The sequence below is a fragment of the Pseudomonas sp. SORT22 genome, assembly GCF_018417635.1.
Taxonomy (GTDB): domain Bacteria; phylum Pseudomonadota; class Gammaproteobacteria; order Pseudomonadales; family Pseudomonadaceae; genus Aquipseudomonas.
Genome location: NZ_CP071007.1, coordinates 777,240 through 802,557, shown reverse-complemented (window position 1 = coordinate 802,557; position 25,318 = coordinate 777,240). Strand labels below are relative to the sequence as shown.

The 25,318-nt window shown below is 65.0% G+C and carries 28 protein-coding genes and 1 tRNA gene; 13 read left to right on the top strand and 16 right to left on the bottom strand.

All coding sequences use genetic code 11. The annotated features are described in order from the left end of the window. Positions 1-6: 6 nt before the first annotated feature. The 8 genes from JYG36_RS03800 to nrdR all read right to left on the bottom strand — a co-directional run bounded on the left by JYG36_RS03800 (position 7) and on the right by nrdR (position 5,975). Positions 7-510 carry a phosphatidylglycerophosphatase A family protein gene (locus JYG36_RS03800; RefSeq protein WP_045199966.1) on the bottom strand — a complete coding sequence of 168 codons (504 nt, stop codon included), beginning with the start codon at positions 508-510 and terminating at the stop codon, positions 7-9. Beyond that, positions 507-1,472, bottom strand: a complete 966-nt coding sequence (thiL, locus tag JYG36_RS03795) for a thiamine-phosphate kinase (RefSeq protein ID WP_213603141.1) — start codon at positions 1,470-1,472, stop codon at positions 507-509. The genes JYG36_RS03800 and thiL overlap by 4 nt, the downstream gene beginning before the upstream one ends. Positions 1,473-1,490: 18 nt before the next feature. Beyond that, on the bottom strand, positions 1,491-1,991 hold the full coding sequence (gene nusB, locus JYG36_RS03790; protein ID WP_045199970.1) for a transcription antitermination factor NusB: 501 nt from the start codon (positions 1,989-1,991) through the stop codon (positions 1,491-1,493). Continuing rightward, complete coding sequence (gene ribH, locus JYG36_RS03785) at positions 1,988-2,464, bottom strand: 6,7-dimethyl-8-ribityllumazine synthase (RefSeq protein ID WP_010222842.1); 477 nt, start codon at positions 2,462-2,464, stop codon at positions 1,988-1,990. The genes nusB and ribH overlap by 4 nt, the downstream gene beginning before the upstream one ends. Positions 2,465-2,553: 89 nt before the next feature. Continuing rightward, complete coding sequence (gene ribBA, locus JYG36_RS03780) at positions 2,554-3,648, bottom strand: bifunctional 3,4-dihydroxy-2-butanone-4-phosphate synthase/GTP cyclohydrolase II (RefSeq protein ID WP_038998529.1); 1,095 nt, start codon at positions 3,646-3,648, stop codon at positions 2,554-2,556. A gap of 18 nt (positions 3,649-3,666) precedes the next feature. Continuing rightward, complete coding sequence (locus JYG36_RS03775) at positions 3,667-4,332, bottom strand: riboflavin synthase (RefSeq protein ID WP_010222840.1); 666 nt, start codon at positions 4,330-4,332, stop codon at positions 3,667-3,669. Between the two features lie 45 nt (positions 4,333-4,377). Then, the gene (ribD, locus tag JYG36_RS03770; protein ID WP_093379045.1) at positions 4,378-5,508 is read right to left on the bottom strand and encodes a bifunctional diaminohydroxyphosphoribosylaminopyrimidine deaminase/5-amino-6-(5-phosphoribosylamino)uracil reductase RibD; all 1,131 of its coding nucleotides are present in this window, start codon (positions 5,506-5,508) and stop codon (positions 4,378-4,380) included. A gap of 2 nt (positions 5,509-5,510) precedes the next feature. Then, the gene (gene nrdR, locus JYG36_RS03765) at positions 5,511-5,975 is read right to left on the bottom strand and encodes a transcriptional regulator NrdR (RefSeq protein ID WP_010222838.1); all 465 of its coding nucleotides are present in this window, start codon (positions 5,973-5,975) and stop codon (positions 5,511-5,513) included. Between the two features lie 107 nt (positions 5,976-6,082). Between nrdR and JYG36_RS03760 the strand changes: the two genes are divergently transcribed. Genes JYG36_RS03760 through trxA form a run of 3 tightly spaced genes read left to right on the top strand, consistent with a single transcriptional unit; the run spans position 6,083 to position 8,092 of the window. Further along, positions 6,083-6,529, top strand: coding sequence for a YbaY family lipoprotein (locus tag JYG36_RS03760; protein WP_045199975.1), 447 nt, complete (start codon positions 6,083-6,085; stop codon positions 6,527-6,529). Beyond that, on the top strand, positions 6,529-7,188 hold the full coding sequence (locus JYG36_RS03755; protein WP_093379039.1) for a class I SAM-dependent methyltransferase: 660 nt from the start codon (positions 6,529-6,531) through the stop codon (positions 7,186-7,188). The genes JYG36_RS03760 and JYG36_RS03755 overlap by 1 nt, the downstream gene beginning before the upstream one ends. 31 nt (positions 7,189-7,219) lie before the next feature. After that, a complete protein-coding gene (trxA, locus tag JYG36_RS03750; protein WP_093379036.1) occupies positions 7,220-8,092 on the top strand; it encodes a thioredoxin in 873 nt (290 codons plus the stop codon). 66 nt (positions 8,093-8,158) lie between these two features. Here the strand turns inward: trxA and JYG36_RS03745 are convergent, their stop codons facing one another. Next, a complete protein-coding gene (locus tag JYG36_RS03745; RefSeq protein ID WP_213603139.1) occupies positions 8,159-8,503 on the bottom strand; it encodes a hypothetical protein in 345 nt (114 codons plus the stop codon). Positions 8,504-8,635: 132 nt separating this feature from the next. Between JYG36_RS03745 and JYG36_RS03740 the strand changes: the two genes are divergently transcribed. The 5 genes from JYG36_RS03740 (at position 8,636) to JYG36_RS03720 (ending at position 12,569) form a co-directional block, all read left to right on the top strand. Beyond that, the gene (locus JYG36_RS03740) at positions 8,636-9,220 is read left to right on the top strand and encodes a DUF2796 domain-containing protein (protein ID WP_213603138.1); all 585 of its coding nucleotides are present in this window, start codon (positions 8,636-8,638) and stop codon (positions 9,218-9,220) included. A gap of 46 nt (positions 9,221-9,266) precedes the next feature. Further along, entirely contained in the window at positions 9,267-9,986 is a 720-nt protein-coding gene (locus JYG36_RS03735; protein ID WP_123565079.1) for an ABC transporter ATP-binding protein, read from the top strand. Then, positions 9,986-11,251 (top strand): ABC transporter permease, encoded by a 1,266-nt coding sequence (locus JYG36_RS03730; RefSeq protein ID WP_213603136.1) that lies wholly within the window; start codon positions 9,986-9,988, stop codon positions 11,249-11,251. The genes JYG36_RS03735 and JYG36_RS03730 overlap by 1 nt, the downstream gene beginning before the upstream one ends. Before the next feature lie 8 nt (positions 11,252-11,259). Beyond that, positions 11,260-11,775 carry a DUF3299 domain-containing protein gene (locus tag JYG36_RS03725; RefSeq protein WP_213603134.1) on the top strand — a complete coding sequence of 172 codons (516 nt, stop codon included), beginning with the start codon at positions 11,260-11,262 and terminating at the stop codon, positions 11,773-11,775. Positions 11,776-11,885: 110 nt separating this feature from the next. Continuing rightward, positions 11,886-12,569, top strand: a complete 684-nt coding sequence (locus JYG36_RS03720) for an OmpW/AlkL family protein (RefSeq protein WP_038998518.1) — start codon at positions 11,886-11,888, stop codon at positions 12,567-12,569. A gap of 77 nt (positions 12,570-12,646) precedes the next feature. Here JYG36_RS03720 and JYG36_RS03715 read toward each other — a convergent pair whose 3' ends face one another. After that, on the bottom strand, positions 12,647-13,576 hold the full coding sequence (locus JYG36_RS03715; RefSeq protein WP_045199989.1) for an NAD-dependent epimerase/dehydratase family protein: 930 nt from the start codon (positions 13,574-13,576) through the stop codon (positions 12,647-12,649). Next, the gene (locus tag JYG36_RS03710; protein ID WP_045199991.1) at positions 13,569-14,453 is read right to left on the bottom strand and encodes a sugar nucleotide-binding protein; all 885 of its coding nucleotides are present in this window, start codon (positions 14,451-14,453) and stop codon (positions 13,569-13,571) included. The genes JYG36_RS03715 and JYG36_RS03710 overlap by 8 nt, the downstream gene beginning before the upstream one ends. A gap of 295 nt (positions 14,454-14,748) precedes the next feature. Between JYG36_RS03710 and JYG36_RS03705 the strand changes: the two genes are divergently transcribed. The 3 genes from JYG36_RS03705 to JYG36_RS03695 are packed head-to-tail and all read left to right on the top strand — an operon-like array spanning position 14,749 to position 17,452. Then, a complete protein-coding gene (locus JYG36_RS03705; RefSeq protein WP_213603132.1) occupies positions 14,749-15,792 on the top strand; it encodes a TauD/TfdA family dioxygenase in 1,044 nt (347 codons plus the stop codon). Positions 15,793-15,808: 16 nt separating this feature from the next. Then, positions 15,809-16,603: a TSUP family transporter gene (locus JYG36_RS03700; RefSeq protein WP_045199995.1), complete on the top strand. Its 795-nt coding sequence runs from the start codon at positions 15,809-15,811 to the stop codon at positions 16,601-16,603. 9 nt (positions 16,604-16,612) lie between these two features. Further along, positions 16,613-17,452: an alpha/beta hydrolase gene (locus tag JYG36_RS03695; protein ID WP_093379020.1), complete on the top strand. Its 840-nt coding sequence runs from the start codon at positions 16,613-16,615 to the stop codon at positions 17,450-17,452. Positions 17,453-17,457: 5 nt separating this feature from the next. Here the strand turns inward: JYG36_RS03695 and JYG36_RS03690 are convergent, their stop codons facing one another. Then, positions 17,458-18,276, bottom strand: a complete 819-nt coding sequence (locus JYG36_RS03690) for a helix-turn-helix domain-containing protein (protein ID WP_045199998.1) — start codon at positions 18,274-18,276, stop codon at positions 17,458-17,460. A 175-nt stretch (positions 18,277-18,451) separates the two neighbouring features. Here JYG36_RS03690 and JYG36_RS03685 point away from each other — a divergent pair, with 175 nt between their 5' ends. Further along, the gene (locus JYG36_RS03685; protein WP_045200000.1) at positions 18,452-19,894 is read left to right on the top strand and encodes an alanine/glycine:cation symporter family protein; all 1,443 of its coding nucleotides are present in this window, start codon (positions 18,452-18,454) and stop codon (positions 19,892-19,894) included. A 1-nt stretch (position 19,895) separates the two neighbouring features. Beyond that, positions 19,896-20,888, top strand: a complete 993-nt coding sequence (locus JYG36_RS03680; protein WP_093379017.1) for an asparaginase — start codon at positions 19,896-19,898, stop codon at positions 20,886-20,888. A 3-nt stretch (positions 20,889-20,891) separates the two neighbouring features. Here JYG36_RS03680 and JYG36_RS03675 read toward each other — a convergent pair. From JYG36_RS03675 to fdhE, 4 genes are all read right to left on the bottom strand, one after another. Continuing rightward, positions 20,892-20,987: transfer RNA gene (locus tag JYG36_RS03675), tRNA-Sec, on the bottom strand. Between the two features lie 9 nt (positions 20,988-20,996). After that, a complete protein-coding gene (gene selB, locus JYG36_RS03670) occupies positions 20,997-22,916 on the bottom strand; it encodes a selenocysteine-specific translation elongation factor (RefSeq protein WP_213603130.1) in 1,920 nt (639 codons plus the stop codon). Beyond that, positions 22,913-24,328, bottom strand: coding sequence for an L-seryl-tRNA(Sec) selenium transferase (gene selA, locus JYG36_RS03665; RefSeq protein WP_213603128.1), 1,416 nt, complete (start codon positions 24,326-24,328; stop codon positions 22,913-22,915). Before selA ends, selB begins: the two co-directional genes overlap by 4 nt. A 62-nt stretch (positions 24,329-24,390) precedes the next feature. After that, the gene (gene fdhE, locus JYG36_RS03660; RefSeq protein ID WP_213603126.1) at positions 24,391-25,314 is read right to left on the bottom strand and encodes a formate dehydrogenase accessory protein FdhE; all 924 of its coding nucleotides are present in this window, start codon (positions 25,312-25,314) and stop codon (positions 24,391-24,393) included. Between the last annotated feature and the right edge of the window lie 4 nt (positions 25,315-25,318).

Sequence of the window (25,318 nt, the reverse complement as noted above, 5' to 3'; positions counted from 1 at the left end):
CGCTCCTTAGGTGAAACTCCATACCAGAACCTGCATGCCCAGCCAGGCAAACACCCCGGCCAGAACATCGTCGAGCATGATCCCGACCCCGCCATGCACATGACGATCAATCCAGCGGATCGGCCAGGGCTTGAGGATGTCGAAGAAACGGAACATCAAAAAGCCCGCCAGCAGCCACATCCAGCCCTCCGGCACCAGCCACAGGGTTATCCACATGCCGACCATTTCGTCCCAGACGATGCCCTCATGGTCGTGGACCTTGAGGTCATCCGCGACCTTGCCGCACAGCCAGAAGCCGAACAGCATGGTCAACCCGAGCATCAGCCAGTAGCCCCAATCGGGCAGCATCTGCCACAACGGGATAAACGGTAGAGCCACCAGCGAGCCCCAGGTTCCCGGCGCCTTGGGCAGGGTTCCGGAGCCAAAGCCGAATGCCAGGAAATGCCAGGGATTGCGCCAGACCGACGGCGGAACGAACTCCGCAGGCACCTGTTTGGGGTGATCGGTCACGGTGTCTCCTTAAAATGTTGATAGCCCCGGGTGTGCGGGGTGATGTCCTGGCCACTGCCATCAAGCAGGCGCACGCCGCTGCCGGCACTCACCCGCCCGACCACATGGATCGGCCAGCCGGCCGTCAGCAACGGTGCAAGCTCGGCTTCGGGCAAGGTGAAGGCCAGGACGTAATCGTCGCCGCCGGCCAATGCCGCCTGTTGCGCGCCTGCGCGACCGAAAAAGGCCAGCAGCGCCGCCGACAACGGTAGCCGCTCCAGCTCGACCCGCAATGCCACCTGCGACGCCTTGGCGATATGTCCGCAATCGGCGAGCAGGCCGTCGGAGATATCCAGCGCCGAGGTTGCCTTGCCGCGCAGCACCTGGCCCAGCGCCAGTTGCGGTTGCGGCGACCAGTAATGGGCCAGCAGCGGTTCGGCCTGGGCCGCCTCGGCCACGCGCTCGCCGAGCACCAGCGGCAAGGCGCCGGCGGCATTGCCCAGTTCGCCGCCGACGCACAGCAGGTCGCCGGCGCGGGCACCGCTGCGGGTCAGGGCCTGGCCGCCGGGTACGCGGCCGAACACGGTCATGGTCAGGCTCAGCGGGCCACGTGTGGTGTCGCCGCCGATCAGGCTCAGCTGGCAGCTTTCGGCCATCTGGTTCAAACCGCGGGCATAAGCCTGCAGCCAGTCGGCGCGAACCTCGGGCAGGGTCAGGGCAAGGGTAAAGCCGATGGGCGTGGCGCCCATGGCAGCCAGGTCACTGGCAGCGACGGCCAGCGAACGCTGACCGAGCAGAAAAGGGTCGCAGACAGCCGGGAAATGCACCCCGGCCACCAGCGTATCGGTGGAGATCGCCAGCTGTTCGCCGGCTGGCACGCTGAGCAAGGCGCAATCATCGCCAATGCCCAGGGCCACACCTTCGCCGCCTTGCGCACAGGACGCGGCGGCGAAGTAATGACGGATCAGCTCGAACTCACCCATTGGCACAGAGCGCCAGAATCAGCGCTTGAACGCCTTGACTTCGGCTTCACGCAGGCGTGGTGCCAGCTTGTCGAGCACGCCGTTGACGAACTTGTGGCCGTCGGTGGCGCCAAACACTTTGGCCAGCTCCACACCTTCGTTGATCACGACGCGGTACGGAACATCGACGCGCATCATGAACTCCCAGGTGGACAGGCGCAGCACCGCCAGTTCAACCGGATCGAGCTCTTCGAGGGCCAGGTCCAGGCATGGCTTGAGTGCTTCATCGATCTCGACTTTCTTCGCCGGAACCCCATGGAGGATTTCGCGGAAGTAGGCGCCGTCGACATCGATGAAATCGTTATCGACCCGGAACTGCGCTTCGATCTCGTTCAGCGACTGCTTGGCCATGTGCCATTGATACAGGGCCTGGGTCGCGAGCTGACGGGCTTCGCGACGCTTGGCGCTTTTCGATGGCTTGCCAGCATCCGCAGGTTTTGGATCGCGCGGGTTGAAACGATCGCTTTCGTCGCTAATCACTTGGCCTCCAACTGCGCCAGCAGGCTGACCATTTCCAGAGCGGACAGGGCAGCTTCGGCGCCCTTGTTGCCGGCCTTGGTGCCGGAACGCTCAATGGCCTGTTCGATCGAATCGACGGTCAGGACACCGAAGGAGACCGGCACGCCGAACTCCATGGACACCTGGGCCAGGCCCTTGGTGCATTCGCCCGCAACGTATTCGAAGTGCGGGGTACCGCCACGGATCACGGCGCCCAGGGCGATGATCGCGGCATATTCGCTTTGCTGGGCGACTTTCTGTGCCACCAGCGGGATTTCGAAGGCACCCGGGGCACGGATGATGGTGATGTCGCTTTCGTTCACACCGTGGCGAACCAGGGCATCAACGGCACCGCTCACCAGGCTTTCGACGACGAAGCTGTTGAAGCGGCCAACCACCAAAGCATAGCGACCTTTGGGGGCAATGAAGGTACCTTCGATGGTCTTCAGGGTCATTGCGGAGTTCTCATCTTAAAGAGCCAGGCCGCAAACGGGCGGCCTGTGGGTGTTTGGGACACGAATGGCAGCGCGAAAAACCGCCTGCTTTATTCGGAGGGCACGTATTCTACAACTTCCAGATCGAATCCGGATATCGCATTGAACTTCATTGGCGAACTCATCAGGCGCATTTTGCGCACGCCCAGGTCGCGCAGGATCTGCGAACCGGCACCGACGGTGCTGTAGGTGGTCGGGGTTTTCGCCTGGGCGCCAGCGTCGGCGCTTTCGCGAATGTGCGCCAGCAGCACGTCGCCATCGAGCGGGTGGCCGAGCAGCAGCACCACGCCGCTGCCGGCGTCTGCAACGGCGCTCATGGCCGCGCGCAGGCTCCAGCGGCCCGGTTGCTTGACCATCAGCAGGTCGCGCAGCGGGTCCATGTTGTGCACCCGCACCAGGGTCGGTTCTTCGGCGCAAATGTTGCCCAGGGTCAGCGCCATGTGCACGTCGCCTTCGACCGAATCACGGTAGGTGACCAGGTTGAAATGGCCCAGCTCGCTGTCCAGCGGCTGCTCGGAAACCCGCTGAACGGTACGTTCGTGGATCATCCGGTAGTGGATCAGGTCGGCAATGGTGCCGATCTTGATGTTGTGTTCGGCGGCAAAAGTCTCGAGTTCGGCGCGACGCGACATGGTGCCGTCGTCGTTCATCACCTCGCAAATCACCCCGCTCGGCTCGAAACCGGCCATGCGCGCCAGGTCGCAGGCAGCTTCGGTGTGGCCGGCACGGGCCAGGGTACCGCCAGGCTGGGCCATCAGCGGGAAAATGTGACCGGGGCTGACAATGTCTTCGGCCTTGGCATCACGGGCGGCGGCAGCCTGCACGGTGCGCGCGCGGTCGGCGGCGGAAATGCCGGTGGTGACGCCGGTGGCGGCTTCGATCGACACGGTGAACTTGGTGCCGAAACCCGAGCCATTGCGTGGCGCCATCAGCGGCAGCTTGAGCGTTTCGCAGCGCTCGCGCGACATCGGCATGCAGATCAGGCCGCGGGCGTGCTTGGCCATGAAGTTGATGTGCTCGGCCTTGCAGCACTCGGCGGCCATGATCAGGTCGCCTTCGTTCTCGCGGTCTTCGTCATCCATGAGGATGACCATTTTGCCTTGGCGGATGTCTTCGACCAGTTCTTCGATGCTGTTGAGCGCCACTCGGCACCCCCTTTCAAATCAGGATTTCAGGTAGCCGTTGGCGGCCAGGAAACTTTCGGTGATGCCGCTGCCTTTGCTTGGCTCGGCGGCCTTGTCACCCAGCAGCAGACGCTCCAGGTAACGTGCCAGCAGGTCGACCTCAAGGTTCACCCGACGACCTGGACGGTAGTCGGCCATGATGGTTTCGGCCAGGGTGTGCGGGACGATGGTCAGCTCGAACTCGGCGCCATCGACGACGTTCACCGTCAGGCTGGTGCCGTCGACGGTGATCGAGCCCTTGTGGGCAATGTACTTGGCCAGCTCCTTGGGTGCACGGATGCGGAACTGGATGGCGCGGGCGTTATCGCTGCGCGAGACCACTTCGCCGACGCCGTCGACATGGCCGCTGACCAGGTGACCGCCCAGGCGGGTGGTCGGCGTCAGGGCTTTTTCGAGGTTGACCCGGCTGCCGCTTTTGAGCTCGTTGAAGGCGGTGCAGTCGAGGGTTTCGCGGCTGACGTCGGCCCAGAAGCCATCGCCAGGCAGCTCGACCGCGGTCAGGCACACGCCGTTGACGGCGATGCTGTCGCCCAGCTTGACGTCGCCCAGGTCGAGCTTGCCGGTTTCGACATACACCCGCACGTCACCGCCTTTTGGGGTCAGGGAACGGATGCTGCCAATCGATTCGATGATGCCGGTGAACATGAAGTCCTCCTCGAGAACAGGGCTGCGCATGGCGCTAGCCGCAAATTATACGCCGGGCGCAGGCTTGGGTACTGCAGTGACTCGCCAGTCATCGCCTACTGCGCGCATTTCGGTGATCTGCAAATGGGGCGCCTGGCTCATTTTATCCAGGGGCCAGTCGAGCAACGGCCGGGCACTGGAGCCAAGGATGCGTCCGGCGACAAAAATCTGGTACTCGTCGATCAGTCCCTGCCGGGCAAAGGCGCCGACCAGGCCGGCACCGGCTTCGACCAGCACTTCGTTGACGCCACGCGCGGCCAGCTCAAGCATCAGCGCCGGCAGGTCGACGCGGCCAGCACTGCCGGGCAGGCTCAGCAGCTCATGACCGGCCTGGGCATAACGTGCGTCGGCTTCAGCGGCGGTGACCACCAGGGCCGGGCCGGCGGTAAAGAACGGCGCATCGAGCGGCACACGCAAGCGACCATCGATCAACACCCGCAAGGGCGGACGCGCCAGGGCCAGCGCGGTGGTTGCCGGGTCCAGGCCCAGTTCTTCGGCGCGCACGGTCATCCGCGCGTTGTCGGCCAATACGCTTTCGGCACTGGTCAGCACCACGCTGGAGCGGGCGCGCAAACGCTGCACTGCCGAGCGCGCCGCCGGGCCGGTAATCCACTGGCTCTCGCCGCTGGCCATGGCCGTGCGGCCGTCCAGGCTCATCGCCAGCTTGGCCCGGACGAACGGCAGGCCGTGTTCCATACGCTTGAGAAAGCCCGGGTTCAGGGCGCGGGCCTCGGCCTCCAGCACACCGCTGGCAACCTCGATACCCGCATCGGCCAGGCGCTTGAGGCCGTTGCCGGCGACTTGCGGATTGGGGTCCTGCATGGCCGCGACCACCCGCGCCACACCGGCCTTGACCAGCGCCTCGGCACACGGCGGCGTGCGCCCATGGTGGCTGCACGGCTCAAGGGTGACGTAGGCGCAAGCGCCGCGGGCCAGCTCGCCGGCCTGGCGCAAGGCATGCACCTCGGCATGCGGCTCGCCGGCGCGCACGTGCCAGCCTTCGCCGACCACCTGGCCGTCGCGGACGATCACGCAGCCCACGCGCGGGTTCGGGTGGGTGGAGTACAAGCCTTTGCGGGCTAGCTCGATGGCCCGGGCCATGTAGTGCGCATCAAGCACCGCGCGTTCGCTGGACATGCTCACTCTTTAGCCGGCACACGGGCCAGGCGGTCGATTTCTTCACGGAACTCGTTGAGGTCCTGGAAACGCCGGTACACCGAGGCGAAGCGGATATAGGCGACTTCATCGAGCTTTTGCAGCTCGGCCATCACCAGCTCGCCGACCACCAGCGACTTGATCTCGCGCTCACCGGTAGCCCGCAGCTTGTGCTTGATATGCGCCAGCGCCGCTTCCAGGCGCTCGACGCTGACCGGACGTTTTTCCAGAGCACGCTGCATACCGGCACGCAGTTTTTCTTCGTCGAAAGGCTGGCGGCTGCCGTCCTGCTTGATCAGCCGGGGCAGAACCAGTTCGGCGGTTTCGAAGGTGGTGAAGCGCTCACCGCAGGCTACGCATTCGCGCCGACGGCGCACTTGCTCGCCCTCGGCAACCAGTCGCGAGTCGATGACCTTGGTGTCGTTGGCACCGCAGAAGGGACAGTGCATGGTGGCAGGCAACAAAAAAAGGGAGGGCCATGGTAGCGCATCCCACTGGCAAGACAAGCCAAAGGGGTTACCATCCAGTGAGGAAATACGCCGCGAAGGAATTCCCCATGCCATCAAGAGCGCTTGTCGTGCTCAGTTTTGCTGCCGTGCTGAGCGCGTGCAGCAGCGATAAACCCCAGCCTGTGCCGGCGCCCAAAGCCCCGGTAGCCAGCAAACCGGCCAGGGAGCTCGGGCCGCTGCCGGCCTATCAGCGCGAATTGAGCGGCACCTTGCAGAACATTCCGGCCGGCGCCGAAGTCGAACTGGCCCTGCTGGTGATCGATGAACGCGGGCGGCCGCAAGGCTTGCTAGCCAGCAGCACGTTCAGCGGCAATGGCCTGGACCTGCCGTTTCGCCTGCGCTTCAACCCCGAGGCCTTTCCCGCCGGGGCGCGGGTCGAGCTGCGCGGTCGCGCGAGCAAGTCCGGCCAGCTGATCCTGCACCTGCCGCCCCTGCGCATCGCCCAGGCGCAAACCCAGGCCACCGGCCCGCTGCGCTTCGAAAAGGCGCCATGATGGCGCCCGCTCCACTGCAACAGGCCTTGAGCGAGTTGCTTGGGGATGCGCAACTGGTGGTCAGCGACCTGCCCGAGTGCGCGCTCAAGTTGTGGCTGATCGATGCGCAGAACATGGACCGCGCCTTCAGCTCCGAAGAAACCCGGCGCATCCTCCACGAGCCGCCGTACTGGAGTTTCTGCTGGGCCAGCGGCCTGGCCATGGCCCGCTACCTGGATGAGCATCGGCATTGGGTCGAAGGCAAGCGCGTGCTGGACTTTGGCGCAGGCTCCGGGATTGCCGGTATCGCGGCGGCCAAGGCCGGCGCGCTGGAAGTGGTGGCTTGCGACCTTGACCCGCTGGCTCTGCAGGCCTGCCGGGCGAATGCCGAGCTCAATGAGGTGGAACTGAGTTATTCCAGCGATTTTTTCCAGGAGGCCGACCGTTTCGACCTGATCCTGGTCGCCGACGTGCTCTACGACCGCGCCAACCTACCGTTGCTGGACGAGTTTCTCAGCCGTGGCCAGCAGGCCCTGGTCGCCGATTCGCGGGTACGGGATTTCAGCCACCCGTTGTACCGGTCGCTGGGCGTGCTGGATGCCCTGACCCTGCCGGACCTGGCCGAGCCCCACGAATTCCGCCGGGTCAGCCTGTACCACGCCAGCCGCCAGCCTTTATAGTGATGCCATTCACGGATTTTCGAGAGTCGCGATGAACCCTGCTACCCCGTACATTTTCGATGCCACTGGCGCCGACTTCGATCAGTTGGTGATCCAGAACTCTTTCCATAAACCGGTACTGGTCGACTTCTGGGCCGAGTGGTGCGCGCCGTGCAAGGCACTGATGCCGCTGCTGGCGCAGATCACCGAGAGCTACCAGGGCGAACTGCTGCTGGCCAAGGTCAACTGCGATATCGAGCAGGACATCGTCGCCCGCTTCGGCATCCGCAGCCTGCCCACCGTAGTGCTGTTCAAGGATGGCCAGCCGGTCGACGGCTTTGCCGGTGCCCAACCCGAGTCGGCGATTCGCGCCCTGCTCGAACCCCATGTACAACTGCCGCCACCGGCTGCCGCCGACCCGCTGGAGCAAGCCCAGGCGCTGTTTGCCGAAGGCCGTTTCAGCGAAGCCGAAAGCACCCTCAAGGCGCTGCTCAGCGAAGACAACAGCAATGCCGGGGCGCTGATCCTCTACGCCCGCTGCCTGGCTGAGCGCGGCGAACTGGGTGAAGCCCAGACCGTGCTCGACGCGGTCAAGAGCGACGAGCACAAGGCTGCCCTGGCCGGTGCCAAGGCGCAGTTGACCTTTCTCGGCCTGGCCGCCAGCCTGCCGGAAGTCGCCGACCTTAAAGCGCGCCTGGCGCAGAATGCTGAAGATGACGAGGCCGCGTACCAGCTGTGCATCCAGCAGTTGTCGCGTCAGCAGTACGAAGCGGCGCTGGAAGGCTTGCTCAAGCTGTTCAAGCGCAATCGCAGCTATGACGGCGGGGTGGCACACAAGACCTTGCTGCAGGTGTTTGACCTGCTGGGCAACGACCATCCGCTGGTCGGCAGCTACCGTCGCAAGTTGTTTGCTGCCTTGTATTGAATTGATCGCGGGGCAAGCCCGCTCCTACTGATCTTGTAGGAGCGGGCTTGCCCCGCGATACCCTCATTACCCCACCCAGTGATAAACCGGCGCATCCGCCCCGCTTTGCACCTTCACCTCGGCACTGTGGCGCAGGCGCACCAGCAGTCGCTTGCCCGCCGCGGTATTGCCCGCCAGCCCTTCCAAGTGTTCAAGCAACTCCGGCCCGTTGAGCTGCCCGGCCTTGCGCAGTACCTCGCGCGCCGCCTGCCAGAGCGCATCATCCGGTCGCACCGCCGCAACCGCACTCGCCGCTACTGCAGGCGCTGGCGTCACAGCGGCCAGTTGGCCGCCCAGTTGCGCCCATTCCGCCGGGTCCAGTTCCAGGGTCAGGTCTACCGGCCAGTCGCCGATGTGTCCGCGAATTCGCATGGGGGTGTCCTTGTGCGCAGTCAATGGGCCCATGCTCCCACGCCGACGCTTCATCGCCAAGCACACTGGCGCACGCCGAACAAGTTGTTATAACATTACCAAATCATTCCAGTGCCTCCGCGGAGTCAGCCCATGCGTCGTCTGTTGCTCGCCTTGCCGTTTGCCTTGTTGCCCCTGGCCGTCGCCCACGCCCATGAAGGCCACGACCACGACCACGATCATGACCACGCCCATGGCAGCCTCGGCGCCCATGAACACGGCGTCGCGCGCTTGAATGTGGTGCTCGACGACAAGTCCCTGGAACTGGAACTGGACAGCCCGGCGATGAACCTGGTCGGCTTCGAACACCCGGCCACCAGCGCCGCCGACAAAGCCAAGGTTGCTGCCGTGCGTTCACAATTGGAAAAACCATTGGCGCTGTTCGGCCTGGCCAAGGCGGCCAACTGCAGCGAAAGTGACCAGGAGCTGGAAAGCCCGCTGTTCGGCGACAAGCCGGCAGTCGATGATGACGGCGACGAGCACGGAGGCCATGAGCACAGTGAGGTCCATGCCCATTACCGGCTGGCCTGCGACAAGCCCGCTGAGCTCAAGAGCCTCGACCTGACTCCGTTGTTCAAGGCCTTCCCCGCCACCCAGAAAATTACCCTGCAACTGATCGGGCCCAACGGCCAGCAAGGTGTCGAAGCGACCCCGGCCAAGGCCACGATCAACTTCTGATAGCCCTTTTGCAGCGAAACGCCCGGGGTAACCCGGGCGTTCATTTATGAGCCAGGCACTGATTGAACTGACCGACCTGGGCTTCGCCTGGCCGGGCCAAGCCCCCCTGCTGGAGATTCCCGCCCTGCGCCTGGAAGCCGGCGAATCGTTGTTTCTCAAAGGCCCCAGCGGCAGCGGCAAGACCACCCTGCTGGGCCTTTTGGGCGGTGTGCAAAAGCCCGATCGCGGCAGCATCCGCCTGCTCGGCCAGGACTTGAGCGAACTGAAGCTGGCCGCCCGCGACCGTTTTCGCGTCGATCACACCGGCTACATCTTCCAGCAGTTCAACCTGCTGCCGTTTCTCTCGGTACGGGAGAACGTCGAACTGCCCTGCCGCTTCTCGCGCAGCCGCGCACAACGCGCCGCCGAGCGCCATGGCAGCATCGACCAGGCCGCCGCCAGCCTGCTCGCCCACCTGGGCCTGAAAGACCCGGCGCTGCTTGCCCGTCGCGCGGGCAGCCTGTCGATCGGCCAGCAACAGCGCGTTGCCGCCGCCCGGGCCTTGATCGGCCAGCCAGAGCTGGTAATCGCCGACGAGCCAACATCAGCCCTCGACGCCGACACCCGCGAAGCCTTCATCCGCCTGTTGTTCGCCGAATGCCGTGCGGCCGGCTCGAGCCTGCTGTTCGTCAGCCACGACCAGAGCCTGGCACCGTTGTTTGACCGCCAGCTGTCCCTTGCCGAACTCAACCGCGCGGCCCGCCCGGCCAACGACCTGGAGGCCTGATGTACCTGCTCCGCCTTGCCCTGGCCAGCCTGGCCAACCGCCGCTTTACTGCATTTTTGACCGCCTTCGCCATCGCCCTGTCGGTGTGCCTGCTGCTGGCGGTCGAGCGGGTGCGCACCGAAGCCCGCGCCAGCTTTGCCAGCACCATCAGCGGCACCGACCTGATCGTCGGCGCCCGCTCGGGCTCGGTGAACCTGCTGCTGTACTCGGTGTTTCGCATCGGCAACGCCACCAACAACATCCGCTGGGAGAGCTTCGAACACTACGCCAGCGACAAACGGGTGAAATGGGCCATTCCCATCTCCCTGGGCGATTCCCATCGCGGCTACCGGGTGATGGGCACCGACGCGCGCTATTTCGAGCACTACCAGTACGGCCGCAAGCAGAACCTGCAACTGGCCGAGGGCCGCGCTTTCGCCAGCGACCCGTTCGAGGTGGTGCTTGGTGCCGAGGTGGCCGATGCCCTGCACTACAAGCTGGGCGACAAGCTGGTTCTGGCCCATGGCGTGGCGGCCATCAGCCTGGTCAAACACGATGACAAACCGTTCACCGTGGTCGGCGTGCTGCAACGCACCGGCACCCCGGTCGACCGCACACTGCACATCAGCCTGGGCGGTATGGAAGCCATCCACATCGACTGGCACAACGGTATGCCGGCCCGCGGCGCCGGGCGTATCAGCGCCGATCAGGCGCGCAACATGGACCTCAAGCCCGCCGCCATCACCGCCTTCATGCTCGGCCTGAACAACAAGGTGGCCACCTTCAGCCTGCAACGGGAGATCAACGAGTACCGCAACGAGCCGCTGCTGGCGATCCTCCCGGGCGTGGCCCTGCAAGAGCTCTGGAGCCTGATGGGCACGGCCGAGCAGGCGCTGTTCGTGGTCTCGCTGTTCGTGGTGCTGACCGGCCTGATTGGCATGCTCACGGCGATCCTCACCAGCCTCAACGAACGGCGCCGGGAAATGGCCATCCTGCGCTCGGTCGGCGCGCGTCCCTGGCACATTGCCGGGCTGCTGGTGCTCGAAGCACTGGCCCTGGCGGTGGCCGGCATCATCGCCGGGGTGGCTTTGTTGTACGCCGGCATCGCCCTGGCCCAGGGTTACGTGCAGGCCAATTACGGCCTGTTGCTGCCGCTGGCCTGGCCCAGCGCCCATGAATGGACCCTGCTGGGCATCATCCTTGGCGCCGCCTTGCTGATGGGCAGCGTGCCGGCCTGGCGCGCCTATCGCCAGTCGCTGGCCGACGGCCTGTCCATTCACCTGTGAGTAACTCGATGAACCGCGCCTTGCTGCTGTTGCTGCTGATGATTGCCTCGCCCCTGTGGGCCGCTGAACCGCGCACCCTGGAGTGGCAGCAACTGATCCCGGCCGGGGCGCCGGTGATCCAGCCACAACTGGCGCCGCTGCACGACCTTTCGCAACTGAGCGACGCCCTGGCTGCCGAATCGGCACCCGCTGCGCGGCAAACCGCACCCAATGCCCCGGTGGTCAAGGCCCTGGATGGCCAGCAGGTCAAACTGCCGGGGTATATCGTGCCGCTGGAGGTCAGCGAAGAAGGCCGCACCACCGAGTTCCTGCTGGTGCCTTACTACGGCGCCTGCATTCATGTACCGCCACCGCCGTCGAACCAGATCGTTCACATCTTCAGCGAGATCGGCGTCAAGGTCGAAGACCTCTACCAACCGTACTGGATTGAAGGCCAGATGCAGGTCAAAGCCTCCAGCAGCGAGCTGGCCGATGCCGGATATCAGATGGAAGCCGAGAAAATCTACGCATACGAGCTAGAATGAATGGCCGCTTGTCAGCCTTTGACGATTTCATTGAGCTGCGTCAAAAGTCACCGTCCGTCAGCTCCTTACCATTGGACTCATTAAATTCTAAACGTCCTTTGGGAGCTTCCATGAACAAGTCCTTGCTTGGCGCCTCGCTCGTTGCTCTGGCGCTTGCAGCCCCTGTTGCCCACGCCCACCAGGCTGGCGACTTCATCCTGCGTGCCGGTGCGATCACTACCGCTCCCAACGAGAACAGCGGCGACATCAAGCTCGACGGCACCAAGATGTCCGGCACCAAGGCTACTCTGGACAGCGACACCCAGCTGGGCCTGGCGTTTGCCTACATGCTGACCGACCACATCGGCCTCGAGCTGCTGGCCGCCACTCCGTTCCAGCACACCGTGGGCGTCAAGGGCCTGGGCGCTGGCCTGGATGGTAAGCTGGGCGACATCAAGCAACTGCCACCGACCCTGTCGCTGCAGTACTACCCGATGGAAGCTTCGTCGAAGTTCCAGCCTTACGCCGGTATCGGTCTGAACTACACCATGTTCTTTGACGAAGACCTGAGCAGCAACCGCAAGGCTCAAGGCTTCAGCAACATGAAGTTGAAAGACTCGGTCGGCCTGGCCGGTCAGTTGGGCATGGACTACATGATCAACGACAACTTCCTGATCAACGCCGCGGTCTGGTACGTCGACATCGACACCAAGGCCACCATCGACGGCCCGAGCGCCCTGGGCGTTGGCAAGACCAAGGTCGACGTCGATGTCGATCCATGGGTCTACATGGTTGGCGTGGGTTACAAGTTCTAAGCGTCTTCAAACGCACATCGCGGGGCAAGCCCGCTCCTACAGCGTGATGTAGGAGCGGGCTTGCCCCGCGCTGCTTTTCAGCGTCCTAAAAGTCGCGCCAGCCCCACCACCAGCGGCGTCGGCTCAGGGAAATCAAAACGCGCCAGCAAGCGCTGGTTGTTCGCCCGCGAATGGCGGATATCGCCCGAGCGCGCCGGCCCATGGCTGATCGCCGGCAAATCGCCAACCACCGACTTCAATGCCGCCAGCAACTGGTTCAGCGAAGTGGCCTGGTTCAGGCCGATGTTCACCGCGCCCTCCTCGACCTGTGCCAACTCCAGCGCCTGGACCATTACCGTGACCAGATCGCCAACATAGAGAAAATCGCGGGTCTGCTCACCGTCGCCAAACAGGGTGATCGGCGTGCCGTTCAGGGCGCGCTCGCAGAAGATGCTGATAACCCCGGAATACGGCGAGGAAGGATCCTGGCGCGGGCCGAAGATATTGAAAAAGCGGAACACCACCGGCTCCAGGCCATGCTGGCGGCGGTAGAAGTCCAGGTACTGCTCGCTGGCCAGTTTATCCACCGCGTAAGGCGTCAACGGCGCCTTGGGCGTGTCTTCGACAATCGACTGGCCTTCGCCATTGTTGCCGTACACCGCCGCGCTGGAGGCAAACAGCACGCGCTTGATGCCGTTCAGGCGCATGGCCTCGCACACGTTGAGGGTGCCGATGAAGTTGCTCTGGTGGGTTTTCACCGGGTCGTCCACCGAGGCCTGTACCGAGGCGACCGCGGCCAGGTGCACCACCGCCTGGCAACCGGCCGCGGCGCGCTTGACCAGTTCGGCGTCGGCGACATCACCTTCGACCAGTTGCAGCCGGGGGTTGTCGATCTGCAGGTTGCTGCGCTTGCCCGTCGACAGGTCGTCGAGGATACGCACGCTATAGCCTTTTTCCAGCAACGCATCGCTGAGGTGGGAACCGATGAAGCCGGCGCCACCGGTGATCAGAATAGGGGCATCAGCCATGACGATAGAAGCGATCCAGTAAGGGCGGCAAACCGGCGCGCCAGGCGCGGGGCTTGATGCCGAAGGTGTGGAGGATTTTCTTGCAGGCCAGCACCGCATGCTGCGGTTCTTCGCTGGCGTCCGGGCGCGCGGCGTGGGCCTGCGCGGTCGGGGCCTGTACCGCCAGCTTATGCAACTGGGCCGCTTCCGTGAGGATAGCCTGCCCCAGCGCCAGCGGCGTGGTCGCCTCGTTCCCGGCGTAGTGATAGGTGCCCCACAGGGGCGCGGCGCAATCGAGCTGCTTGAGCACCGAGAGGATTACCCGCGCAGCGTCGTCCACCGGCGTCGGGTTGCCGCGCCGGTCATCGGCCAGCAGCAGTTCTTGCGGTTGCTCGGCGCGGGTCAGGAAGCGGCCGAGGACGCCATCGATACTCTCGTCGAGCACCCAGCCAAAGCGCAGCAACACATGCTGCGGGCAGGTGGCGCGCACGCTCTGCTCGATGCGCCACAGGGCCTGGCCACGCAGGCCCAGCGGCACTGGCTCGTCCTTTTCGCTGTAAGCGGTCGCCCGCGAGCCATCGAAGACCCGGTAGCTGGACGGCTGGACAAGAATGATGTTGTGGTGCTGACACAGCTCGGCCAGGCGCTCGACGGCGCGCTCCTGCTGGGCCAGGCGCTGCTCGCTGACCGCTTCGGCCTGGAACCAGTCGAAGTAGTAAGCCAGGTTGATCAGCGCATCAGGGCGGGTGTCGTCGAGCAACTGGGTCAGGCTCGCCGGATCCCAGCCGCTGTCCGGCGGGCGCGGTGCCAGAAAGCCGATATCTTCCTCGGCCCCGAGTCGAATCAGCGCTTGCCCGAGGGCACTTCCACCACCCAACAGCATCAGGCGCATTCGCATAGAGTCAGCAGGTCCGATCAGATTATTGGAAGAAAGCCTTCATTTTGCGGTTTCCGGCAGGGGAAGTCCAACACAGGGGCGCCCGTCCTGCCCGGCGCGGCGCTGAGGGCAAGGTTTTTCCTGTGCTTACACAAATCCGGAAACTGCCTATACTGCGCCCGGAATGAGCTGACTCGCCTGAATGGATTAACCAGGAGAATAGTTAGCTTATTCGTTCGCCGGGGCGCAGCAGCACTTTCTGCACCCTGGCCGGCACGGATTGCCAGATAAAACCAATAACAAAGGAATGTTTCCCATGCAGGATTCGGAAGTCGCGTACCTGAGTTTCGACCAGGACCAGGCCCGTACGCTGGCAGCTGCCAGCCAGCACCTCGCCGAACTCGGCGGTCCTCAGGCCCGCGGAGTCGCCAACCAGGCGCGCCAGTGGGCACAACGCCTGCACCCTACCCTCGACGCCAGCCAGAAGGCCGTGTTGCAACGCTTTGCCGATGGCCAGTTGTCGGCCCTGATGTGCTCGCAGATGGCCTGCCCCGGCAGCGATCCGCTGCCCGAGCATCTGCCTGAGCTGGCCACCCTGGCTCAGAGCGAGCGCTGCCTGTACCTGGCCTCGCGCAACCAGTTGCTGCTGGAGCTGGTGAACTACCGGGCCTTTGCCTTCGATATCGACAACGAAGGCCAGATCATGCGGCTGGTCGGCAACTTCAAAGGCGGCGGCAGCGTGCCCCGCCCCGACGAACACCAGCACACCGAAGTCGAACTCAGCTCTCACGCCGGGTTGCGCCTGGGCCCGCATACCGAAGCGCCCTACAACTGTTCGGTTGCCGCCAGCGAGGGCCGCTCACCTGCGCCGTCAGCGCTGATCCTTTCCGCGCGCTGGAACCCGGCGGGCGAACCGACCCGGATCATCCCGCTGCGCGCCATCATCGAGCAACTGGGCAGCCTGCATGCGCTGGCGTTGACCTCGGCCTCCTTCGACTTCACCCGCAGCGAGTGCTTTGTCGCCGGTCAAGGCGAGGCCGGCCAGGCCACGTCGATGCTGCAGTTCGATCCCGACGGCGGTTTCAGCCTGCGCTACAACTCGTATCGTTTCTCGTTGAACGATCACGCCAGCGACGCCGCAGCCCGTGCCTTCGACGCCTTCCAGGCGCTGGTCCGGGACGCCCAGCCCTTGCCGTTCGTGCTCCACCCCGAAAGCGCCTTGCTGATCAATAACTGCCGCGCCCTACACGGGCGCGACATTCTCCAGGACAACCGGCGCCTGCTGGTGCGCCTGTTCGGCTACTCGCGATTCGCGCGCCCGATAGTCCTCAACGATGACCCGCTGCTGGTACGTGGCTGAACAAGGGACCCCCCCGATGATGGAAATTGATATCACCCTGCTGCTGACCCTGGCGTCGGTAGCGCTGATGGCCGGATTTTTCGATGCCATCGCCGGCGGCGGCGGGCTGATCACCCTGCCGGTGCTGTTCGTTGCCGGCATCGACCCGCTGGCAGCAATCGCCACCAACAAGTTCCAGGCCGCCTCGGCGACGGTCTCGGCCACCTTTGCCTTTGCCCGCAAGGGCATGATCGACTGGAAGCGCGGCCTGCCCATGGCGGCCATGGCTTTTGCCGGTGGCGCCCTCGGGGCGCTGTCGGTGAGCCTGGTGCCCAAGAGTTTCCTCCAGGCCTGCGTACCGGTGCTGCTGATCCTGGTGGCCGCCTACTTTGCCTTCAGCCCCAAGCCGGACGAGCAGCAGCGCAAGGCGAGGATCTCGATCAGCCTGTTCTGCCTGGCGGTGGCGCCGGTGATCGGCTTCTACGACGGGGTGTTCGGCCCCGGCGTTGGCTCGTTCTACATGGTGGCGTGCGTGGTTCTGCTCGGCCAGCCGATGCTGCGCGCGGTGTGCAACAGCAAACTGCTCAACGCCGCCTGCAACCTCGGGGCGCTGTCGGTGTTTTCCCTGAGCGGCGCGATCGTCTGGCCGCTGGCCCTGGCGATGGCTTGCGCGGCCTTCGTCGGCGCGCAACTGGGGGCTCGCTGCGCGGTGCATTTCGGTCCTAAACTGATCAAGCCGCTGCTGGTCTGCGTGTGCTGCATCATGGCCCTCAAGCTGCTGCTCAGCGCCGGCAACCCCCTTGGCGAATGGCTGCAACATCAGTTTCTATAGGCGGTGTCCATGCACCTGGAAGCAATTTCGACTCAACGCTCCACCTGGCAGTACGACGAACCCGCGCCGGCTACCGAGCGCTTCATCAGCGAAACCTTCGACGGTTTCCAGCAACAGGCGCGGCTGCTTATACCTGACCAGGAGCGCGCTGCGCCGATGTTCGTGATCGGTGGCGCGCGCTCGGACTTCACCCGCCTCAACCCGCTGCTGTATCGCCTGCAGCAGCAGGGGATCGGCTCACTGACCGGCAACCTCTCCGGCCACAGCCTGGCCGCCGAGCCCGGCGCGCCGCAGCCGTCGCTGACCACCAACCTGGAAGAAGCGCAGCGCTTTCACCGGCATATCGCCGAGCGCTGCCAGACCCTGCTCGGCCACAGCCTGGGCGGCGCCATCGCGCTGAAACTGGCAGCGCAAACGCCCGCCATCGACAAACTGGTGCTGATCTGCCCGGCGGTTTACCCGGACGCCGCCCACCAGGCGCCGTTCGGCCCGGCCTTCAGCGCAGCGATCCGCCAGCCCTACGGCTTTCTCGACTGCGACAGCTACGAGTTTCTGCGCTCGTTTGCGGGCCGGGTGCTGCTGGTGATCGGCGAATTCGACGGGCTCAACTCCAAAGCCTACGGGCAAGCCGAAGGCACCTCGGCCGGCACCTTGTGGCTGGCCGGCGCCCAGCGCTATAGCCCGATCCCTGAAGAAGTCACCCAGGCCCTGCTGCGCGCCGTGCCGGCACCGCACCTGGAATGCCTGCTGCTGACCGACTGCGATCACGGCATTGCCGCACACCTGCGCGACAAGCCGGCGGTGGCCAATCAGGTGGCGCAGGTGGTGGCCGAGTTCATTCTCGGCTAAGCGGGTTATTCAATCTCGAACAGGCCGTTGCGGATCGGCCCGGCGCTCAGGCGTTCACGCACGTCGTCGTCGATCCGTGGATCGTCCGGGCGGTACAGCTTGACCTGGCGGTAGGCGCTGATGCGGTTGATCTCGGTGCCGAGGAACTCCCACACCACCCGGGTGCAGGCCGGGGTGCGCCGGTCACCGCTGGAAACCCCGGTCTTGAGACCGTTGAGGCGGGTGATGCGACTCTTGAAGCTGGGAATGAGGATGGTCTGGCTCATCTCGTTGACCGTCAGCGATTCGTAATCGAGCAGAAACAGGCGGTCCTGCAACTGGAACGCCGCGCCCAGGTAACGGCAGCGCACCCAGTCTTCGGCCTGCACATCGGTACTGCTGGAGCGCTCCTGACGCTCCTGGCGCTCGAACAGAAAACTGCCGCGCTCTTCGCGCAGGTGCACCAGCGACAGCAGGATGGAGCCGGGTACCGACATGCAGTTGGAGTATTCGAAGTAGTAACCGCAATAGCGCGACAGGTTGCCGGCGTGTTCGCGCAACGGCCGCAGCAGCTCGGCCAGCGGATCGTTGTGGCTGAGCGCCTGGTTGGCGGTACTGCGCGCACCAATCAGGCGCGCGAACTGCTCCGGCGGCAAACCCAGTTCGTAATCCTCGACACCGAAGAAATCGCCGATGCGCTTGAGGTTGTACGCCGTCGGCTGGCTTTGCCCGCTCAGGTACTTGTTGAACTGTGCACGATTGATCGACAGCTGCCGGCAAACTTCCGAGATAGAGCGGTAGTGGCTGCAGGCGAGCTTGAGATTGGCGCCGAGATGTTCGCTCATGTGAGCTGTTCCAGGTGATGCGACAGGCGCCAGTTTAGCATCAAGTCGCATCAACTGAGAGCAACCCGCGAAATTGTAACCAGTCTTGTCATGACCAACCATGCGCCCCACGGACACGGCGCATCGACGCCGGCCTGTCGTCTTTCATGCGAAGAATAAGAATCGAGGTCATTTCATGCTCGAAGCGCTCAACGATTTCCTCTCGGGGAAACTCCTCATCGTGCTTATCGTCGGACTCGGCAGCTACTTCACCCTGCGCTCCCGTTTCGTCCAGTTCCGCCATTTCGGCCACATGTTCAGCGTCTTCAAGGAATCCCTGCGCGGCCAGGCAGGCCAGCTGAGCTCGTTCCAGGCGCTGATGCTGAGCCTGGCCGGCCGCGTCGGTGCCGGTAACATCGCCGGTGTCGGCATCGCCGTGACCCTCGGCGGCCCGGGCGCGGTGTTCTGGATGTGGGTGACCGCGCTGGTGGGCATGTCCAGCAGCTTTTTCGAGTGCACCCTGGCCCAGGTCTACAAACGTAGCGACGGCGACGGCCTGTACCGTGGCGGCCCGGCCTACTACATCCAGCACGGCCTGAAGCTGCGCTGGATGGCGATGGTGTTCGCGATTCTGCTGCTGGTGACCTACGGCTTTACCTTCAATGGCCTGCAGTCCTACACCGTGACCCACTCGCTGCAGAACGCCTTCGGCTTCGAGCCGAAATACACCGGTATCGCCCTCGCCGCCCTGCTCGGCCTGGTGTTCATCGGCGGTATCAAGCGTATCGCCTCGGTGTCCGACCTGCTGGTCCCGGTCAAGACCCTGGCCTACATCGGCGTGACCCTGTACGTGATCTTCACCCAGATCGAACACGTGCCGGCCATGCTCGAAACCATCGTCAAGAGCGCTTTCGGCCTTGATCCGGCCTTTGCCGGCCTGCTCGGCAGCGCTATCGTCATGGGCGTCAAACGTGGCGTGTTCGCCAACGAAGCCGGCCTTGGCAGTGCGCCGAACGTCGCCGCCGTGGCCGCGGTGAAACACCCGGCCGCCCAAGGTGTGGTCCAGGCGTTCAGCGTGTTCCTCGACACCTTCGTGATCTGCACCTGCACCGCACTGCTGATCCTGCTGTCGGGCTTCTACACCCCAGGCTTTGAAGGTGACGGCATTGCCCTGACCCAGAACTCCCTGGCTGCGGTAGTCGGTGACTGGGGACGGATTTTCGTCAGCGTCGCGCTGTCGCTGTTCGTCTTCACCTGCATCCTCTACAACTACTACCTGGGCGAAACCAGCCTGCAGTTCTTCACCCGCAACCGCCTGGTGCTGCTGGGCTACCGCGGCCTGGTACTGCTGCTGATTCTCTGGGGTTCGGTGCAAAACCTGTCGACCGTGTTCGCTTTCGCCGACATCACCATGACCTGCCTGGCGTTCGTCAACCTGGTAGCCCTGGCGCTGCTGTTCAAGGTCGGCCTGCGGGTGATGCGCGACTACGACGAACAGCGCCGCGCCGGTATCGCCCAGCCAGTGTTCGATGCGTCGAAGTTTTCCGACCTGGACCTGGACCCGGCCGCCTGGCCAGTGAATCCGCAGGTCGAGACCCGGACCGACGTCAACGTCGCCAACGCACAGACGCAGAGCTGACATGCGCGCCGTCAACAACCTTCTGGTGCTGTACACCGGCGGCACCATCGGCATGCTGCAAACCCCGCAGGGTCTGGCGCCTGCCGGCGGCTTTGAAGCGCGTATGCGCGAGCACCTGGAGCAAATGGCCGATGCACCGCTGTTGAGCTGGCGGCTGCGCGAACTGCGGCCATTGATCGACAGCGCCAACATGCAGCAAAGCAACTGGCTGGCCATGCGCGAGGCGATTGTCGAAGCGGTGGAGCGCGATGGCCACGACGGTATCCTGCTGCTGCACGGCACCGACACCCTGGCCTACACCGCAGCGGCGCTGTCGTTTTTGCTGCTCGGCCTGCCAGTACCGGTACTGCTGACCGGCTCGATGTTGCCGGCCGGCACCGCCGACAGCGACGCCTGGGACAACCTTTGCGGCGCCCTGCGGGTGATGGCATCCGGTATCGACAATGGCGTGCAGCTGTATTTCCACGGCCAGCTGCTGCACGGCGCGCGCACGTCGAAGCTGCGCAGCGAAGCCTTCGATGCCTTCGCCGCGCTGCCGCGTGAGCGCGATGGACAACGCGCCGAGTCGCTCCCGGCCTGCCTGGATTACCGCCAGCCACGCCAACCGGTAAACCTGATGGTGCTGCCGGTGTTCCCCGGGCTGCAGGTCGGCCATCTGCGCGGCCTGCTCTCTAGCGGCGTGCAGGGCTTGCTGCTGGAGTGCTACGGCAGCGGCACCGGGCCATCGGACGATCAGGACCTGCTCGATGCGCTGCACGACGCCCGCCAAGGCGGGGTGTTGATTGCGGCCATCAGCCAGTGTCCGGAAGGCGCGGTGCACTTCGACACCTATGCGGCCGGCAGCCGCCTGCGCGATACCGGCCTGGTCAGCGCCGGCGGCATGACCCGCGAAGCGGCGCTGGGCAAGATGTTCGCTTTGCTCGGTGCCGGGCTCGATGTGCAAGCGGCGGAACACTGGTTCGCCCAGGACCTGTGCGGCGAGCGCGCCCAGTAGAAATGGCGGAAGGCAGCGGGAGTCGAACCTGCCCGGGAACGGCTGCCGTCCCCAACCGGGTTTGAAGCCCGGCCGCGCCACCGGGCGCGATTGCCTTCCTTGAACGGGTTACTGCCCCGGCGCCTGGGCCAGGGCATTGTCGGCGCGAACCTGGCGTCGGTCACCGACACGCCGGGTCAGGCCGATGCGGTCGAAGTACTCGAGTATCTGCACACTGCGCTTGCGCCCGATCCCCAGCACATCGCGAAACGCCGCCACCTGCACCACCGGATCGTCGCTGGCCAGCTGCAAGAGCATAGCCGCCATTTGCCGGATCGTGGCCTCAGGATAGAACAGATCGCGCACCACCTGGTGCACCTGGCCCAAACGCCCAAGCTTGCGCAGCAACAGGCGCACCTCGGCTTCATCGACTTGTAGCGACCTGGCCAGGTCGCGTACCCAGGGCGGGTCGAACAGCCCCTCGACCAGCAATGGCTGCACCTGGCTCCACAGCTGCGAGTCAGCATCGCTCAAGCGTATCTGGTGCTCGGGCAGGTGCAGCCAGGGCCCGCTGCTGACCAACCTGCCGCTGGCGAGCAGTTCATCCACCAGGCTGATGAAGGCCGGGCGCTCAAGGGTCAGGCCAACAAAGCGGCGCAAGCGATCACGATCAGGACCGAGCTGGTCCGGCTCCTGTTCATGAAACCGCGCCAGCCCCTCCAGCAACGCCGTTTGCAATGTTTGCCAATGCTCATCGGTGAACAGCAGCGGGCCTTGGCGAGTGGCGATTACCTGGACATTGGCCGGCAGTTGCCAGCGGCTGCGCAGGCGATTGAACTGGCGCTCCAGGCGTTGCGGGTCGAGGCCCAGGTCATCACTGGCCAGCAGCGCCGGCAAGGCCTGCTCAAGGCTGTCGGCGCCAGCCAGGGCCTGCAACTGGGCAATGCGCGCCTCGCTGCGGCGCTGGCGCGCAGGTGCAAAGGGATCGAGCACCCGGCCGCCACCGAGGGTACGTTGCGCACGCTGGTCACGCAGCACCAGGCGATCACCGTGCACCGCCTGTACCGGTGCATTGGTGAGCAGTTGGGCGAACATGCGCTTGCCCGGTAGCACATGCTCGCCCTGCAACAACGCTACCCGGGCGGTGACATCCTGGGTGCCCAGGTGCACATGCACCGGGCTGAAGTGCTCGAAGGCGCGCAGTTCGCTGGCCAGCAGTTGCAGCTCGATGTCCACGCGCTGGGTCGGCGCATGCAGCCACTCGGCAAGCAGCCAGTCACCGCGGTGAATCTGCTCAAGGGCCAGGCGCTCGGCACTGATGTTCAAGGCCACCCGCTGCCCGGCTTGGGCCTCGACGGCGGCCTGGTTCTGCGCATGCAGGCCACGCACCCGCACCGGCTTGCCGGCTTTGCCGAGCAGCAGGCTGTCGCCCAGTTGCACACGCCCGTCCAGCGCCGTGCCGGTGACCACGATGCCGGCACCGGCAACCGCAAAAGCGCGGTCAATGGCCAGGCGAAAACCGCCCTGGCTGCTGCGCTGGCTAACCTCAGCCTGAGCCGCCAGCAAGGCCTGGCGCAGCGCCTCGATGCCCTCGCCAGTGACGCTGGAAACTGCAAACTGCAATGCCCCCGCATACGGCCCGGCAGCCAGCAGCACGCTGACCTGGGCTTGCACTTCCTGCAGCCGCTGCGGCTCGACCCGGTCGCATTTGCTGATCACCACCAAGGCCTGGGGAATGCCCAGCAGCTCGACAATCGCCAGGTGCTCGCGGGTCTGCGGCATCACCCCGTCATCGGCGGCCACGACCAGCAGCACCAGGTCGATGCCCTGGGCGCCAGCGAGCATGTTGTGGATAAACCGCTCGTGACCGGGCACGTCGATAAAGCCGGTTAGAGCTGCGCCAGGGCTGAGGGCGGCATAACGATAACCGAGGTCGATGGTCATGCCGCGCTCGCGCTCTTCCCGGCGCTGGTCGCCCGCCTGGCCGGTCAGGGCCTCGAGCAAAGCGGTCTTGCCGTGGTCGATATGCCCGGCGGTACCGATAATCACGCCTGCACCTGCGCCAGTTGCGCCAGCCACGCGGCTTCATCATCGAGCTGGCGCAGGTCCAGCCACAGCGCATCGTCATCGATGCGCCCGAGCACTGGAATCGGCAAGGCCCGCAGCGCGCGTTCCAGGCCATGCAAGGCGCGACCGCGCAGGCGCTTGGACACCTGCGGGCGCACACACAAGGCCGCACTAGGCAAGCGCGCCACCGGCTGGCTGCCACTGCCGATCATGCCCAATGCAAGCTCTGCGCTGACCGTCCACTGCTCGCCCAGCTGTTGCGCCAACGCTGGCTGCAAGCGCTCGGCCTGCTGGTGGATCTCGGCCTGCGGCCGGGTCAGCAGGCGCAGGCTGGGCAGGCGCTCGGCCAGTTGATCAGGATTACGGTACAAGCCCAGCACCGCCTCAAGCGCTGCGAGGGTGAGCTTGTCGACCCGCAAGGCGCGCTTGAGCGGGTTCTTTTTGATCCGCGCGATCAAGTCCTTGCGCCCGACAATGATGCCAGCCTGTGGCCCGCCCAACAGCTTGTCGCCGCTGAAGGTGACAAGATCGGCGCCATCGGCCAGGGCCTGGCGCACAGTCGGCTCGGCCGGCAGGCCCCAGCGGCTCAAGTCGAGCAGGCTGCCGCTGCCGAGGTCTTCGAGCAGGGGCAAATCATGGCGATGAGCCAAGCGCGCCAGTTCTGCGGTCGGCACCTGGGTGGTGAAGCCTTGAATGCTGTAATTGCTGCAATGCACGCGCATCAACAGGCCGCTGCGCGGGCCGATGGCCGCCTCGTAATCGCGGGCATGGGTGCGATTGGTGGTGCCCACCTCATGCAGCTTGACCCCGGCGCGGGCCATGATGTCGGGAATGCGAAAAGCGCCACCGATCTCGATCAACTCACCGCGCGAGATGATCCCCTCTTTGCGCGCACCGAGGCTATTGAGCGCCAGCAGTACGGCAGCGGCGTTGTTGTTGACCACGGTGACGGCTTCGGCGCCGGTGAGCTCGCGGATCAAGCCTTCAATCAGGTCATCGCGATCGCCGCGCTTGCCGCTGGCCAGGTCGAACTCGAGGTTGAGCGGATAGCGGGCCGCCAGTTGCACCGCATCGATAGCTTCCTCGGGCAGCAAGGCCCGGCCCAGGTTGGTGTGCAGCACCGTGCCGGTGAGGTTGAAGACCCGCCGCACCTGGCTGCGGTGGCGAACCACCAGGCGCTCGCCGGCGCGGCCGAGCAGCACCGGCGCGGCCAGTTCGGCGGCGTCCAGCAGACCAAGCCGGGCGTCCTCGCGCAGGTCGTCGAGCAACTGGCGCAAGGTCGCCAGCAGCGCGTCGCGGCCATAGCGCTCGGTCAGCGGCTGGCTGGCGGGGTGACGCAACAGAGTGTCGATGGAGGGCAGGCGGATCGGGAGCTTGGCGAGGTTGGACGGCATGCAGACGGTTCTCAACTTCAGTGGGCGCTGGCCATGGGCAAAACCTCAGTGTAGACCCGATCTCACTCCCCTCCCGGCGCCAGCAAAAGGTTCGGCGCCAGGCGCTGGAAGCCTTCCTGATCCAGGCGCAGGTCCAGCGCCAGGCTGGCAAGGTCGGCCGACAGTGCTTCGGCATCGGCGTCGTTTTCCAGGTAGATATGCTTGAGGTAGGTGTTGCAGCCCGGACAGCATTCGGCCTGCAGCGGCGCCTTGGCGCTGGCGTAGTGGTCATCCTCGAAGCTGAAGTACTTGAGGCCCTTGCTCTGTTCGCAGTACACGCATTTGACCCGCACCACATGCCATTCGCAGGCACACAGCGAACACACCAGGTAACGTAGGCCGTTGTACTTGCCGCGATGGCGGATGACCCCGGCCATGGCCGGCGAGCCACAGGCCGGGCATTGGCAGAGGCTGTCCGCCGCTTTCAGTTCGCCCCCCTGCAGGCTCAGCAGCCAATGGCTCCAGGCCGCCTGCAGTGCCGCGCCCAGGAACGGCACCAGCGCCGCCGGCACCAGGCTGTACGAACCTGTGAGCAAGGCGATGGCCCACAGCTTGCGCTGCTCATCGGCGGCGCATTGCAGCACAGACACGGCATCGGCCACGGCGCCACTCGAAGCCGGATAGCGCTGCAACAACGCCTGTAGATAAGCCAGCCAGTGTCCGTCGCGCACCAGGCTGTCGGCAGCCAGCGGCGGCAAGCCATGCTCGACACACAGGCGCTGGCGTTCGCTGTCGCTGGGAGCTGCGGCAGGCGGCTGGTCGAGCAGGCTCTGTTGCACATGGCAGAGGCCGGCCAGCAGACGCAGGTAATCCGCCAGCGGGTTGCCCTCGGCCAGTTGCTCCAGGCGCTGCGCACGCAGGGCGAACAGGTTCTTCGGCGGCAGGTAGAGAAACGGCGGCGTGCTGGCCGCCGCTTCGATCTGCCCGGGTTCCAGAAGAGTACTCAAGCGC